The 15,036-nt window shown below is 69.7% G+C and carries 12 protein-coding genes; 6 read left to right on the top strand and 6 right to left on the bottom strand.

Annotated elements, in window-relative coordinates; all coding sequences use genetic code 11:
• Window positions 1-61 precede the first annotated feature (61 nt).
• From ABII15_RS35750 to ABII15_RS35730, 5 genes are all read right to left on the bottom strand, one after another.
• Window positions 62-1,501, bottom strand: coding sequence for an MFS transporter (locus tag ABII15_RS35750; protein ID WP_353946432.1), 1,440 nt, complete (start codon window positions 1,499-1,501; stop codon window positions 62-64).
• Window positions 1,502-1,822: 321 nt separating this feature from the next.
• Window positions 1,823-2,821, bottom strand: coding sequence for a 2-dehydropantoate 2-reductase (locus tag ABII15_RS35745; protein WP_353946431.1), 999 nt, complete (start codon window positions 2,819-2,821; stop codon window positions 1,823-1,825).
• A 28-nt stretch (window positions 2,822-2,849) separates the two neighbouring features.
• Window positions 2,850-3,650 carry an aldolase/citrate lyase family protein gene (locus ABII15_RS35740; protein ID WP_353946430.1) on the bottom strand — a complete coding sequence of 267 codons (801 nt, stop codon included), beginning with the start codon at window positions 3,648-3,650 and terminating at the stop codon, window positions 2,850-2,852.
• A 49-nt stretch (window positions 3,651-3,699) separates the two neighbouring features.
• Window positions 3,700-5,151 (bottom strand): aldehyde dehydrogenase family protein, encoded by a 1,452-nt coding sequence (locus ABII15_RS35735; RefSeq protein ID WP_353946429.1) that lies wholly within the window; start codon window positions 5,149-5,151, stop codon window positions 3,700-3,702.
• A gap of 83 nt (window positions 5,152-5,234) precedes the next feature.
• A complete protein-coding gene (locus ABII15_RS35730; protein ID WP_353946428.1) occupies window positions 5,235-6,059 on the bottom strand; it encodes an SDR family oxidoreductase in 825 nt (274 codons plus the stop codon).
• A gap of 308 nt (window positions 6,060-6,367) precedes the next feature.
• Between ABII15_RS35730 and ABII15_RS35725 the strand changes: the two genes are divergently transcribed.
• The 4 genes from ABII15_RS35725 (at window position 6,368) to ABII15_RS35710 (ending at window position 12,846) form a co-directional block, all read left to right on the top strand.
• A complete protein-coding gene (locus tag ABII15_RS35725; RefSeq protein ID WP_353946427.1) occupies window positions 6,368-7,204 on the top strand; it encodes a hypothetical protein in 837 nt (278 codons plus the stop codon).
• Window positions 7,205-7,290: 86 nt separating this feature from the next.
• Window positions 7,291-10,347 (top strand): FAD-binding and (Fe-S)-binding domain-containing protein, encoded by a 3,057-nt coding sequence (locus tag ABII15_RS35720; protein ID WP_353946426.1) that lies wholly within the window; start codon window positions 7,291-7,293, stop codon window positions 10,345-10,347.
• Window positions 10,344-11,828: an NAD-dependent succinate-semialdehyde dehydrogenase gene (locus ABII15_RS35715; protein ID WP_353946425.1), complete on the top strand. Its 1,485-nt coding sequence runs from the start codon at window positions 10,344-10,346 to the stop codon at window positions 11,826-11,828. The genes ABII15_RS35720 and ABII15_RS35715 overlap by 4 nt, the downstream gene beginning before the upstream one ends.
• A gap of 241 nt (window positions 11,829-12,069) precedes the next feature.
• On the top strand, window positions 12,070-12,846 hold the full coding sequence (locus tag ABII15_RS35710; RefSeq protein WP_353946424.1) for an IclR family transcriptional regulator: 777 nt from the start codon (window positions 12,070-12,072) through the stop codon (window positions 12,844-12,846).
• 44 nt (window positions 12,847-12,890) lie between these two features.
• Here the strand turns inward: ABII15_RS35710 and ABII15_RS35705 are convergent, their stop codons facing one another.
• Window positions 12,891-13,757: a helix-turn-helix transcriptional regulator gene (locus tag ABII15_RS35705; protein WP_353946423.1), complete on the bottom strand. Its 867-nt coding sequence runs from the start codon at window positions 13,755-13,757 to the stop codon at window positions 12,891-12,893.
• A gap of 221 nt (window positions 13,758-13,978) precedes the next feature.
• Between ABII15_RS35705 and ABII15_RS35700 the strand changes: the two genes are divergently transcribed.
• Window positions 13,979-14,302: a carboxymuconolactone decarboxylase family protein gene (locus tag ABII15_RS35700; protein WP_353946422.1), complete on the top strand. Its 324-nt coding sequence runs from the start codon at window positions 13,979-13,981 to the stop codon at window positions 14,300-14,302.
• A 32-nt stretch (window positions 14,303-14,334) separates the two neighbouring features.
• On the top strand, window positions 14,335-14,748 hold the full coding sequence (locus tag ABII15_RS35695; RefSeq protein ID WP_353946421.1) for a cupin domain-containing protein: 414 nt from the start codon (window positions 14,335-14,337) through the stop codon (window positions 14,746-14,748).
• Window positions 14,749-15,036: the final 288 nt, after the last annotated feature.

Raw genomic sequence — 15,036 nt, 5'->3', positions numbered from 1 at the left:
CCACCGGCTGCGGCGCGCGTGCCGCCCGGCAGCCCACCACGGACTTCCGGGGCAAGGGAGTTCAGCTCGAGAGCGACCGGGGGGACGCGCCCGACGTGGGCTGCGCCGTGTCCGGCGCGTCGTCGGCCGGTGGCCCGTCCGTGGTATCGCCCTCCGGGGCGATCTGCTCCAGTGCCTCGCGAGAGGTGTCGACACCGGCCACGGCGTTGAGCACGGTCACGACGATGTACATGCCGGAGACGGCCAGGATCACTCCGAGGACGCCGTAGCTGTTGAACAGCCACAGGACGATGAAGGGAGAGAAGATCAGGCCGACGCGGCCGACGGTCTGGGCCAGGCCGCCGCCACGGAAGCGGAAGGCCGTGGGGAAGAACTCGGGGACCGTGCCGAGGCCCAGGGTCAGGAACGAGGCGACCGTCGCGACCAGGATGAATCCGACGGCGATGACCAGCGCGGGCGCGGTCATGAACGGATAGATGCCGCCGAAGACGGCCGAGAGCGCGCCGAACATCATGAGGCTGCGGCGCCGCCCGAGGCGGTCGACGATGAACATGCACAGCAGCGGTCCCGCGACATAGCCGGACATGATGGCGGCGTTGAAACCGAGGGACTTCGAGACGGTCATCCCCTGCTCCACGAAGAAGGTGGGCATCCAGCCGGTGACGACGTACGAACCGTAGAGGCAGGTGACGGTCAGCACCAGCGCCATCAGCGTCCGCCGGATGACCGTGCGGGAGAACAGCACGGTCATCGGCACCCACTCGGCCTTCTCGTCCGTGGCACCGGCCGGCTGCTGGTCGACAGGAGCCGACGCGGCCTCCTCGGAAACGCCGGAGTCCCGTGCGATCCGCTGGATGACGGCCTCGGCCTCCTCGTACCGGCCGCGCGACTCCAGCCACTGTGGGGACTCCGGCATGTCCCGGCGCATCCACCAGGCGATCAGGGCGCCCACGCCGCCGATGACGAACATCCCGCGCCAGGAGAACACCGGGATGACCACCCAGCCCAGGAGCGAGGACAGCGAGACACCGAGCCCGGCGAAGATGCCGAGCAGGCCCAGGAAGCGGCCGCGGCGGCCGGGCGGGATGAACTCGGTGATCATGCCGTAGCAGATGACGTACTCGGCGCCCATGCCGATACTCATCAGGCCGCGCAGGACGATGAGCACCTGCATCGAGGGGGCGAGGGCCGCGGCCAGGGCGAGGATCCCGAAGAGCGCCAGGCTGAACTGGAAGGCGTAGGCACGTCCGACCCGGTCGCCGAGCCAGCCGGCGAAGGCCGCCCCGATCGCGAGGCCGGCGAACGTGACCGACAGGAAGAGCGAGTTCAGTTCCAGCGTCGAGAAGCCGGTGTCCAGCATTGAGGCCAGAACGCCGGCCGAGAGTGTGTTGTCGAACGAGTCGAAGAACATCCCGAGGCTGACCAGCAGCGCCAGGCGTCGGTGGAACTTGCCCACCGGAATGTTGTCGAGACGCGGGCCCGCATTGACATGTGTGTTCATCGGCGGGCACCTCCCGTGCGGGGGATGTGGTCAGCCGGGTTGAGATGACGAGTTACGCACGGATTCGGTCGACATTGTCCGGACATGCGTCTTACTACCTTCGGCTCGGTGTTCGTGCGCAACGGCGGGAACACGACGGTGTGTTGGTGAACCGCTCCTTCTTGCGGGCGGACCGTCTGAATGAATTGCCGGCTCTGCCGTGACACGTCGGCTCTTGTGTCAGCGGTTCAACAGCGACGGGGCGCAGATTCCCCACAGCGATTTCTTGAAGATATCCAGCATTGTGGGACTTGGTCAATGGTTTGGCAGCGGTGTGCGCTGTCAGTTGCTGGTGTCGTGATAGAGGCCCGCGGCACGGGCCCGCTGGATCGCCAGATCCGTCACCAGGTCGAGGTTCGGGGTCGGCACCTGCATCCGTGCGGCCAGATCGAGGGGGACGCGGAACATGGCATCGACCTCCATGGGGCGGCCCGCCAGCAGGTCCTGCGCAATGCTTTGGAGGTGGCCCGACTTCGCCAGATTGCCCAGGCCCGCCTCGGGGTCGCCCGGATCGCAGCCGAAGGCGCGGGCGATGGCGGCGCCCTCGGCCGCCATCGCCTTGGCGACCTCGGACACGGCCGGCTTGTCGAGGACGTCCTTCATGGGCGAGGCGCTGAGGACGGCCAGCGAGCCGCCGACCAGGTTCATCAGGAGCTTGGCCCAGATCGAGTCACGGATCCGCGGCGAGACGCCGACCTCCAGGCCGCTCGGGCCCAGCAGCGACGCCAGGGAGTCCAGCCGTGCGTCCGGCTGCCCGTCGGGGCGGCCGATGAGCAGCCGGTTTCGCGGCTTGGCGGCCCGGATCACCCCGGGTGCCACCACGCTGCAGGCGGTGTACGCCACCGCCCCCACGGCGCGCTCTGGGCCGACGTAGTCCCACAGCGCCCCACCGGGGTCGAGCCGGGGCAGACGGGTGCCGTCCAGCTCGCCGCCGTGCGCGTGGAAGTACCACCAGGGAATGCCGTTCATGACGAACAGCACCAGGCTGTCCCGGTGTAGCAGGGAGGCGACGTGCTCGGCGATGTCCGGCAGGGCCGGGGCCTTGACCGCGACGATGACGATGTCCTGCGGCTCCAGATCGCCGGGCCGGTCGGTGGCGAACGGATGGGAGACCAACTCGCCGTCGCTGGTCTCCACCCGCAGTCCGTGCTCGCGGATCGCGGCCAGCTGCCGCCCACGGGCGATCAGCGAGACCTCGGCCTTGGCACCGGTATCGGCGGCGGCGAGGCGTCCAGCGATGTGCCCACCGACGGCTCCGGCGCCGTACACGCAGATCTTCATGTGCGTTTCCTGTTCGCTCGCGTGTGGATCAGTTGAACTGCTGACGCTTCTGCGCGGCTGCGGCGCTGAGGAAGGAGATGTCGTTGCCGGTGGAGACGTAGCCGGCGCCGAGTTCCAGGTACTGGCGCACCAGGTCCGGACGACCGCCGAGGCCCCCGATGCCCACGGCCTTGCCGTGGGTACGGCAGGCATCAATGACGTGCAGGAACGCCTTGTGCACCTCGGGGTGGTCCACCTGGCCCGGCACGCCCAGCTCGACGCTGAGGTCGCTCGCGCCCACGAAGAGGATGTCCACGCCCTCCACCGCGGCGATGGCATCCGCCGCCTCCAGGCCGGACCGGGACTCGATCTGCGTGACCACCATCGAGGCGGCATCGAGCTCGCGGATCGTCCGATCGGCAGGCAGGGATCGATAGTTGAGCTGGGGTGCGGCGGCAGCCGAGAGAGAGCGCTCGCCCAGGGGGGCGTGCTTGACAGCGCGCACCGCGGCGCGCGCCTCGTCCGCGGACTGCACTCCGGGCACGACGATCCCCATGGCACCGGCGTCCATGACCTTGGCCATGAAGAACGGGTCTGGGCCGGGCACCCGGATGAGGGGGGTGATCCCCAAGTGGTTGCAGGCCATGCAGATCTGGCCGGCGGCTTCCAGGGGGAAAGTGCTGTGCTCCATGTCGATGTAGACGGAGTCGAAGCCTGCCGTGTGGGCGATGGAGGCGATGTCGACGGTCCGCGCCAGGCGGATGGTCATCGAGTACACCGGTTCGCCGCGGGACAGCTTCTCCTTGGCGGGGTTGCGCAGCAGGGGGGCGGATTCGGGTTCGTTGTTCATGGTGTGGCGGCTCCTGTCCGACTCGGGGTTTCTCACGGCTCGGTGTGTCTCAACCGGTCAGCGGGGGCAGCGCCTGCGCCTCGTCCTCGAACCCGTAGACGGACTTGACTTCGAGGTACTCGTCGAGGCCGAACGTGCCCATCGAGCGGCCGATGCCGGACTGCTTGTAGCCGCCCATGGGGGTGTACGAGTCGGTGGCCGCGCCGTTATAGCTGACGCGTCCGGCGCGCAGCCCGTTGACGAAGCGCCGGGCGTTCTTCGGGTCGCGGCCGAAGACGTAGCCGCCGAGCCCGTAGGGCGAGTCGTTCGCGATGCGCAGGGCCTCGTCCTCGTCGCGGTAGGGCAGGACGGCCAGGACGGGGCCGAAGATCTCCTCGCGGGCGATGCGCATGTCCGGTGTGACGCCGGTGAACACCGTGGGCCGCACGAAGAAGCCCCGGTCGAGGCCCTCGGGGCGGTCGAGGCCGCCGGTGACGAGGTGGGCGCCCTCGTCGATTCCGCTCTGGATGTGCTCGCGGATCGACTTGTACTGGGCGGCGCTGACGACCGGCCCCATGGTCGTCGACTGCTCCAGCGGGTCGCCGAGGCGGTAGCGGGCCGCCTCGTCGGCCAGGAAGGCGGCCACCTGGTCGACCTGGCTCTCGTGCACCAGCATGCGGCTCGGGGCGTGGCAGGACTGTCCGGCGTTGAAGAAGCAGCGTTGGATGTTCCAGCGTGCGGCCCGTTCGAGGTCGGCGTCGGGCAGCACAATGTTGGCCGACTTGCCGCCCAGTTCGAGGCAGACGCGCTTCACGGTGTCCGCGGCGGCGGCGCCCACCACCTTGCCCGCGCCGGTGGACCCGGTGAAGGAGATCAGGTCCACGTCCGGGTGGCGTGAGAGCGCGTCGCCCACGTCGCGGCCGGCGCCGTTGACCAGATTGAAGACGCCCGCCGGCACCTCGGCCTCGTGCAGCACCTGCGCCAGCAGCGCGCCGCTGGCGGCGGAGTTGACGCTGGGCTTGGCGACCACGGTGCATCCGGCGGCCAGAGCGTAGATGACCTTGATGACGCCCGTCTGGACCGGCCAGTTCCACGGCGAGATCAGCGCGCAGACACCGATCGGCTCGCGGCGGACGATGGCGCCGCCGATCCGTGACTCGAAGGCGTACGCACGCACGAGGTCGCGGGCCACCCTCATGTGCTCGGCCGGGCCCGTGACCTGAGCGCGGTTCGCGACGGGGATGCCGACCTCGCGCGCGATCAGCTCGGAGAACTCGTCGATGTGCGACTCGTAGACGTCGATGATGCGGTCGATCAACGCGACCCGCTCGTCCACCGAGGTGGTGGAGTAGGTCTCGAAGGCACGTCGGGCCGCGGCCACCGCGCGGTCCACGTCCGCGGCCGTGCCGAGAGTCACCCGGGCGAAGGGCTCTTCGCGGGTGGGGTCGGTGAGTTCCTGTTCGTAAGGCTGCATCGGCTCGGTCCAGCGACCGTCGATGTACAGGTGCGGGTACTGCCTCATGAGCGGCTGCGTCTCCTCGGACGGTGTGTGGCGGGTCGGGTGGGCCGGAGGGTTCAACGCCGGGCGGTTCAACGCCGGGCGCTTCAACTGCTGTGCGTGTAGCCGCCGTCGCAGGCGATCGTCTGGCCGGTGATGAACGCGGACGCCGGTGCGGCCAGGAAGAACATGACGCCGACCAGGTCGGTGGGGACCATCCCGCGCGGGATGCACTGCTGCGACGCGGCGCGCTCACGGACCTCGACGGTGGGGTTGACGGTGCGTTCGACCTCCGTGGCGACCATGCCCGGGCGTACGCAGTTCACGGTGATCCCGTGGCCGCCCAGCTCGCGCGCCAGGGAGTTGGTCATGCCGATCACCGCCGCCTTGGAGGTGACGTAGTGCAGGTAGTTGACGGTGCCTCGGGTCACCGAGTCGGAGGAGATGTTGACGATGCGGCCGAAGCCGGCCCTGCGCATGTGCGCGGCAACGGCCTTCACACACAGGTAGGTTCCGGTCACATTGACCTTAAGAACCTTTTCCCACTGCGCCAGGGGGATCTGGTCGAACGGCCCCTTCTCGATGGTCGCGAAGATCGACGCGTTGTTGATCAGGACGTCGACGCGGCCCCACTTCTCGATGACGGTGTCGACCATCGCGACTGCGGAGGCCTCGTCGGCCACGTCCACCTGCACAGCCAGGCCGACCCCGCCCGCGTCGTGAATCTCCTTGACGACCGCCTCCGCCTTCGCAAGGTCGAGGTCGGCCACCACGGCGAGGGCTCCGGCCGCCGCGAACTGGCGGGCCAGCTCACGGCCGATGCCCTGAGCGGCGCCGGTGATCAGGACCACCCGCCCGTCCACGCTGAAGTCCCTTGCCGACGCCGGCACGCCGGAGTCGTGTGGGGTGTGAGTCAGGGGTGTTGTCGTCATGACCGATCCTCGTCGCGTCGCGCTTCGTGATGGGTGTGCGGCAGTGGTGGACGAGGGCGCCGTCCCGGCCGCCCGCACTCGCGTCTCACCTGGTCCACCCCCGAAATTCAGGAGCATGTAAATCCCGCACTGTGGGATTCTGTCACAAGAATCCTGCTGGCACTTGAAAGGTATCCCGCATTATGGGATATCGTCAATGGCAGTTACCGGCTCTGCGCAGCGGCAGAAAGCCTGCATGCAGACCGGACGCACCAGCCCTCCGGCGTTCGCCGCGGGCGGGATGACATCGACCCTTTGGAGAAGCAGAGATGCGCGTCAGCAAGGCAGCCGACACCGGCAGCGAGCGGGTCGGGACGATGCGCGAGGGAGTCCTCGACCAGAAGCACCTGCTGTTCGGTGAGGACGGCTCGCCCAACAACTACGACCTGAACATGGGCCACACCGGCGACGGCGGCTGGCGCACCCCGCGCCACCGCCACAACTTCGACCAGATCCGCTACGTCATCGAGGGTCGGCTCCCGTACACGGAGACGGACGTCCTGGAGGAAGGGTGGGTCGGGTACTTCCCCGAGAGCGTCCACTACGGCCCGCAGGAACGCCCCGCGGGGCTGCGCACCATGGTCCTGCAGTGCGGCGGCGCGAGCGGTCAGGGCTACCTGAGCGTCGCGAAGCGCGAGGAGGTGAACGCCGAGCTCAACAAGACCGGTGAGTTCAAGAAGGGCCTCTACCACTACACGGACGCGAACGGTGTGCCGCAGTCCGAGGACGGCTCGCAGGCCATCTTCGAGCGTGCCATGGGCCGCAAGCTCGAGTTCGCGGCTCCGCGCTACACCGATGTCATCGCGATGGACCCGCAGGCCTACGACTGGCAGCAGGCCGACGCGGGTGTCTCGGAGAAGTGGCTGGGCCGCTTCACGGAGCGCGACCTGCGGCTCGGGTTCCTACGTCTGGAGCCCGGAGCGGTGTACCAGGCGGGCCAATTCCCCTCCATCGAGATCCTGTTCCAGATCAACGGCGAGGTGACCGCGGGCGGCGAGAAGTACGGTCCCGAGACCGGGTACGAGTTCCTGGCGAACGAGGGCCCCGCACCCGTCGAGGCCGTGGCGCCGACCGAGTTCTTTCGCGCGGTGCTGCACACGTTCTGAGTCGACGCCGGGCGGCACGGGGCGCGCGTTGTCCCGTGCCGCGGCACCGGCTCCTGCCCCGACCTTCTGAGAAAGAGCTCATGCCCATGACCGATTCCGCCGGCCGCCCGGTGCCGCACGCCCCCGAACCGCCGCACCATGGCACCACCGCCGATGGCAAGCGGGCGGCCACCGATGACGGTCCCGTCGTCGAGGAGGTCAGTGCGGCGACGGCGGCCCTGCTCCACGAGCTCGCGGAGGCCGGGGTGGAAGCCGATGCCTCTGCGCGGCGGCGCTCCGAGTATGCCTATGACGCCTCCAACTACCGCGTCGCACCGCTCGCGGTCGCGTTCCCGCGCACCGTCGACGACGTCGTGGCCGCCGTCGCCGCGTGCCGGGCGAGCGGCACCGCGGTTATCGCCCGCGGCGGCGGAACGTCCATGGCGGGCAACGCCGTTGGCCCCGGTCTCGTCCTGGACTTCTCACGGCACATGGATCGCCTCCTGCACATCGACGAGGCCGCGGGGACGGTCGACGTCGAGCCCGGCGTCGTCCTGGCGACGCTGTCGCGCGAGGTGGAACGGGCCACCGACGGCCGCCGCACGTTCGCGCCCGACCCCTCGTCCAAGAACCGTGCCACCGTCGGCGGCGCCATCGGCAACGACGCCTGCGGCAACCACTCCGTCCGCTACGGCCGCACTTCCGACCACGTGGCGGAGATCGACCTCGTCACGTCCGACGGCGCCCGGCTGACCGCGACCGGGACCGGCCTGCGGGCCACAGATCCCGCCGACGCCTTCTCCGTCGCCCGCGCCGAGGACCTCACCACCTCACTGGCCCGGCTCGCGCAGAAGCACTTGAGCGCCCTCCGCCTCGAACTCGGCCGCATTCCCCGGCAGGTCTCCGGCTACCACCTCGAAAACCTCCTGCCGGAGAAGAAGTTCAACGTCGCCCGCGCCGTCGTCGGCTCCGAAGGAACGTGGGCCGTCGTCGTGGGCGCGCGCATGAAGCTCGTACCGAAACCGGCGAGCGCACTGCTCGTCTGCCTCGGCTACGAGGACGTCGTCGACGCCGCCCGCGACATCCCCACCATCCTCGAGTTCTCCCCCGCTGCCGTCGAGGGCACCGACGAGGCCATCGTCGCCACGATGCGGCACCGTCGCGGCCCCGACTCCGTCCTGGGCCTGCCCGAGGGACGTGCGTGGCTCTTCGTGGACCTCGACGGCGACGACCCCGCGTCCGTGCAGGCGCAGGCGGAGCGACTGCTCGCCCGCCTCGAGGAGAACGGGCGGCTCGTTCAGGGCCGTCCCGCCGCGGACCCGTCGGAACGCGCCTCGCTCTGGCGCGTGCGCGAAGACGGAGCCGGCCTGTCCTCGCGGCTGGCGTCGGGCGGCGAGTCGTGGCCGGGCTGGGAGGATTCGGCGGTCGCGCCCGAACAGCTCGCGGACTACCTGGCCGACCTCCGAGACCTGCTGACCGAGCACGAACTCACCGGCGTCATGTACGGGCACTTCGGCGCCGGCTGCATGCACATCCGCATCACCTACGACCTGCGCAGCGAAGAAGGCCGCGCGGTCTTCCGGAAGTTCACCCGGCGGGCCGCCGAACTCGTCGTCCGGCACGGCGGATCGCTGTCCGGCGAGCACGGCGACGGCCGCGCCCGATCCGAGTTGCTGCCGCTCATGTACTCGCCCGAGGTGATGGCCGCGTTCGCCGAGTCCCGCCGTCTGTGGGACCCGGCGGGCATCCTGAACCCGGGCTCCATGACGGATCCCGACCCGCTGGACGCCAACCTCGCGCTCGCGGGAGTGCCCGACCGCGAATGGCGTACGAGCTTCGATCTGCGTCCGGCGGCCTCCGCCGGGACGGACCCGTGGGTCCACGCCACTCAGGGCTGCATCGGCGTGGGCCGGTGCCGTGCGGACAGCGGCGGGGTGATGTGCCCCAGCTACCGCGCCACCCGGGACGAGAAGGACTCGACTCGCGGCCGGGCCCGCGTGCTGCAGGACATGGTCCGTGGCGCACGCACGGTCGAGGAGGGCTGGCGCTCCGAGGAGGTCCGGGAGGCACTCGACCTGTGCCTGGCGTGCAAGGCCTGCTCGACGGACTGCCCCGCCGGTGTCGACATGGCCACGTACAAGTCGGAGTTCTTCGACCACTACTACCGCGGCCGACTCCGTCCGCTCGCGCACTTCTCGCTCGGCTGGCTCCCGCGCTGGCTCAAGCTGACGAGCCGACTGTCCCCCGTCGTCAACGCGGTCCTGGCAACCCCTCTCGGCAAGGTCGCGGCCGCACTGGGCGGGCTCACGACGAAGCGTGCACTGCCGCGGTTCGCTGGTGCGCGGGAGTGGCGGCGCGAGGTCGCCGACGCCGGTGTCCGGGCCGCGGGCGGCAGCGCGGACCAGGACTCCGTGGTCCTGTTCGTGGACACGTTCACGCGCGGCTTCCGCCCCGAGGTGGCCGGTGCGGCCGCCCGGGTCCTCACGGACGCCGGCGAGACCGTCGGCTGCTCCGCCGACGCCTGCTGCGGCCTGACGTGGATCTCGACGGGCCAACTCGGCACCGCAAAGCGACTGTTGTCCAAGGCGGCCGAAGCACTCGACGACGGAACCGACCGGCCGATCGTCGTCGTCGAGCCGAGCTGCGCGGCCGCGCTCCGCAAGGATTTGCCCGAACTGGTCCACACGGAACAGGCCAAGCGCGTCGCCGCACGCGTACGCAGCTTCGCGACACACCTCGCTGACCGAGTGGCCGCGGGCTGGGAACCGTCCCCGGCACGGCCGCTTCCGGAGCAAGCTGTGCTCCAGACGCACTGCCACGAGTACTCGGTCTTCGGGGCCGCCGCCCAGCGGACGGTGCTGGAGGCGGCCGGGGTACGCGAGGTCGTCGACGCCAGCGGCTGCTGTGGCGTGGCGGGAAACTTCGGCTTCGAGGCCCAGCACCACGACGTGAGCATGCAGGTCGCCGAGAACGCGCTGGCCCCCGCGCTGCGGGCCACCGACCACGACGCCGCGGTGCTCACCGACGGCTTCTCCTGCGCCAGACAAGTGGACCAGCTCGACCCAAGGCGGCCCGGCCTGCACCTGGCCCAACTCCTCGACCGGCGCCGGACGACGACCACCACCAACGACCGACACACCAAGGGAACAGAAGAACTCTCATGAGCACCAGCACCCCCCGTACCCCACAGCAGGCCCGCGAGGTCATCGCCAAGGTCAGCACCGGCATCTTCATCGACGGCAAGTGGGGCGAGGCCGCGTCCGGCGCCCACTTCGACGTCGTCAACCCGGCCACCGAGGAAGTCATCGCCACGGTCGCCGACGGCGGCCCCGAGGACGCCCGGCGCGCTATCGAGACCGCGGGCCGCACGCAGAAGGAGTGGGCCAGGACCAGTCCCCGCGAGCGCAGCGAGATCCTGCGCCGCGCCTACGACCTCCTCATGGCGCGGCAGGACGAACTCGCCCTCATCATGACCTCGGAGATGGGCAAGCCGCTGGCCGAGGCCAAGGGCGAAGTCGCCTACGCCGCCGAGTTCTTTCGCTGGTTCGCCGAAGAGGCCGTCCGTATTGGTGGCGACCTCACGAACACCGGCGACGGCAAGAACCGCATCCTCGTCTCGCGCGAGCCCGTCGGTCCCTGTGTCCTCGTCACCCCGTGGAACTTCCCGCTCGCCATGGGCACCCGCAAGATCGGGCCGGCCATCGCGGCCGGCTGCACGATCGTGTTCAAGCCCGCCAACCTCACCCCGCTGTCCTCCCTGGCGCTCGTGGACATCCTCGTCGAGGCCGGGCTGCCCGCCGGCGTCCTCAACGTCGTGTGCACCACCGAGCCGTCCTCGGTGGTCTCCCCGTGGATGTCGAGCGGCATCGCCCGCAAGATCAGCTTCACGGGTTCGACCGCGGTGGGCGTCCGCCTCCTGGAGCAGGCCTCCCAGCACGTCATGCGCTCCTCGATGGAGCTCGGCGGCAACGCCCCCTTGCTCGTCTTCGAGGACGCCGACCTCGACCGCGCCGTCGAGGGCGCGGTCGCCGCCAAGATGCGCAACATGGGCGAGGCCTGCACGGCCGCGAACCGGATCTTCGTCCAGCGGCCTGTCGCCGACGAGTTCGCCCGCCGTCTCGCCGCCCGGCTCGGCGCGCTGTCGGTCGGCGACGGCGTGGAGCCGGGCACGGACGTCGGCCCGCTCGTGGAGGAAAAGGCGCTGCGGAAGGTCCAGGACCTCGTCGACGACGCCGTCGGCAAGGGCGCGAAGGTCGTCTGCGGCGGAAACCGGCCGGACCGCCCCGGCTACTTCTACGCACCCACCGTCCTGGCCGACGTGTCCGCCGAGGCGAACCTGATGACCGAGGAGATCTTCGGCCCGGTGGCCCCCGTCGTTCCGTTCGACACGGAGGACGAGGGTGTCCGCCTGGCCAACGACACCCCGTGGGGTCTCGCGGGCTATGTGTTCACCCAGGACGTGGACCGCGGTTTCCGCGTGAGCGAGGCCCTTGAGGTCGGCATGGTCGGCCTGAACACCGGCATCGTGTCCAACCCCGCCGCACCGTTCGGCGGCATCAAGGCATCCGGCCTCGGCCGCGAAGGCGGACGCGTGGGCATCGACGAGTTCCTGGAATACAAGTACATGGCGGTCCCGCGGGTGTGACCTGCTGATCGCGGCCCGGCAGATTCAGGCCCGATACCTCGGGGCCCGGGTGGTGGCAGGAGAAACGGCACCCGGGCCCGAACCCTTGATCGCCGCACGCCGGTGGATTCGGGCTGCGCGGGGCACTACTGTCGCCATCTGCCGAATCACCAGCCCCGCGAGCGCGGGACGGACTACCGTCAGGGGCAGCACCCACAGCCCGCCATTGGCAATATCCCACATTGCGGGATATCGTCCCGTCATGACCGCGACATCGACTCAGGGCAGCGCGAGCCTGGCCAAGATGCTTAACATCTTGGATCTGTTCAGCGAATCACGGCCGGTATGGTCCACAGCCGAGATCCTTGAGGCCCTCGAGACCTCCCGGTCGACGGGATACCGCTACATCAAGACGCTGCACGAGGCCGGGCTGCTCGACTCCGTGCGCAACGGCCACTACACCCTCGGTCCGCGGATCATCGAGATGGACCTGCAGATCCGCACGACGGACCCGCTGCTGCTGGCCAGCCACGGCGTTCTCGAGGACCTGGTGGACCGGATCGGACACTCGGCCCTGCTGTGCACCGCCTTTCGCGATGCGGTCCTGTGCGTCGGCGAGGCCCGCGCCCCGCAGAGCCCCGAGAACCGGTTCAGCCGCGGGCAGCGGCGCCCGTTGTTCCAGGGGGCGGTATCGAAGGTCATCCTGGCCCATCTCCCACACCACCGCCTGAAGGCCATCTACGCGCGCCAGCGCAGCGAGATCGAGAACGCGGGCCTGGGCAGCGACTGGAGCACCTTCCGCGCAACCCTCGGCGAAATGAAGAAGGCCGGCTACTCCTTGTCGTTCGGCGATTTCAACCCCGGCGTCTATAGCGTCGCGGCCCCCATCCTCACCGACCAGAAGACGTCCCTGGGCAGCGTGGGCGTCGCCTGGGACGAGAACGAGCGGCGCGACGTCGAGGTGGAGCACGCCGTGCTCGCCGTCAAACAGGCCGCGGCGACCATCTCGGAACGCCTGCTGGAGAAGCAGGAGCACTGAGACGTACCGGTAGCACCGCCGGGCCAGCCCTCATCCAGAAGCTGCTACTGCCGGGCAGTCACTCCCTCAGTCGCTGCCCAGGCCGCGAGGAGCTGGAGCTTGTCGTGGTCGGGGGTGTGCGGCGGGGCGCTGTAGGCGGTGAGGGTCAGGCCGGGCTGGGCCGGTAGTTCCATCGCGTCGAAGTCGAGGGTGATCTCGCCGATGACGGGGTGCCGGAAGCCCTTGCGGCCGGTGTGGTGCAGCCGCACGTTGTGCTTGGCCCACGCGGTACGGAACTCGTCGTTTCGGGTGACCAGCTCACCGATCAGGCCGGTCAGCTCGGTGTCGCCCGGGGCGCGCCCAGCCTCGGTGCGCAACAGGGACACGGTGGTGTTCACGGACTCCTCCCAGTTCGGGAAAAAGTCGCGCCCGGTGGGGTCGAGGAACTGGAAACGGGCGATGTTCACCGGATGCCGGCCCTCTTCCGCGTAGAGCGGGCTGTAGAGGGCACGGCCGAGGTCGTTGACGGCGAGGATGTCGAGGCGGCCGTTGCGGATGAAGGCCGGGGAGTCCGTCATGGAGTGCAGTACGCGCAGGACGCTGTCCGGCAGCGGCCCGCGGACACGCTTCGTACGGCGGGCGGGCCGCTTCGCGGCGGCACGGGCCAGATCGTAGAGGTGGGCGCGCTCGGCGTCGTCGAGCTGGAGGGCGTTCGCGACCGAGTCGAGGACTTCGTCCGAGGCGCCGGCGAGACGGCCGCGCTCCAGACGGACGTAGTAGTCGATGCTGACTCCGGCGAGCAGGGCGACTTCTTCGCGGCGCAGACCCGGAACGCGGCGGTTGCCGCCGTAGGCGGGCAGGCCAGCCTGCTGCGGGGTGATCCTGGCTCGGCGGGAGGCCAGGAACTCGCGGATGTCGCTCTCAGTGCTCACGCATTCCAGGCTAGATCGGACGGCGTATCTGTGGGGGGTCCTGCCAGTACCTGTAACACCAGGCCCTTCCCCACCCCTTTGACCAGCAGTTTCCTGGATATCGGCAGAAGCTGGGTCCATCCCGACGCCATCCCGGACCACGGCCGCAGCGGCTGCCGCCCGACAGGCCAGGCCACAGAGTGACCTGTGCCGATACGTTCTCTTTGCATTCTGGAGCCGTCATGCCGAAGCCGTCCGCACCGCAGGAACTCGCCGAGATCGCGCCGAAGCTCGTCGAGCTCACCGACAACGTGCTGTTCGGTGACGTGTGGGAGCGGCCCGGTCTGTCACCGCGCGACCGCAGCCTGGTCACGGTGAGTGTGCTCGCCGCCCTGTACCGCAGCGAGCAGCTCCCGTACCACCTGGGTGTCGCCCTGGACAACGGACTCAGCGTCGAGGAACTGTCCGAGGCGATCACGCACCTGGGCTTCTACGCGGGCTGGCCCAACGCGATGACCGCGATCACCCGGCTCAAGAAGATCGCCGACGAACGCGACGCCGCCTGACCCCCACCCCCCACACCTACTCAGGAGCATCCATGGAATTCGCCGCATCGACCCCCACCGTCAAGACCCCGGCCGACCGCTTCACCGGCGACGTCTACCTCAACCTACTCGAAGCCCCCACCGAACCGGCCCGCCTCGCCGTGGGCCTGGTCCGCTTCACCCCGGGCGCCCGCACCAACTGGCACTCCCACGCCAACGGCCAGACCCTCTACATCAACGAAGGCGTCGGCCTCGTCGGCACCCGTGACGGCAATGTCGTCCGCGTCAGCGCCGGCAACGTCGTCAAGTGCCCCGCGGGCGAGGAACACTGGCACGGGGCCACCGACGCCACGTTCATGTCCCACATCGCCATTGTCGTCGGCGACGGCCAGGGCGACGGCACCACCTGGCTGGAGCCGGTCACCGACGAGCAGTACGCCACCGCGCATTCGGCCACCGCCAACTGACCCGGCCGGCAGGGCACGGCGACCCGCCCAGCGCGTCGCCGCGCCCTGGGCAGGCCCCGCCCGACGGAGCAGCGACAGGCGGCAGCACGTAGCGGATCACGGTAAAGGGGTTGCAAAGGGGGGAGGAAAGTCTCCCTGCCGCGAGCGTTGCCCGTGGTGCCAGACTGCCCGCATGACCGCCACAGAGTGAGGCCGAGGCCATTCGCCGGGCCCGACGGGAAGGAGCGGCACTCCTTCTGCATCCGCCAGCTCCCCATCACGGCCGAGGCTTTGCTCTGACGCCCGCCC

It is taken from the genome of Streptomyces sp. HUAS MG91 (assembly GCF_040529335.1).
Classification (GTDB): Bacteria; Actinomycetota; Actinomycetes; order Streptomycetales; family Streptomycetaceae; genus Streptomyces; species Streptomyces tabacisoli.
The sequence above is the reverse complement of the archived record's forward strand: the minus strand, read 5'-3'. Positions and strand labels throughout refer to the sequence as shown.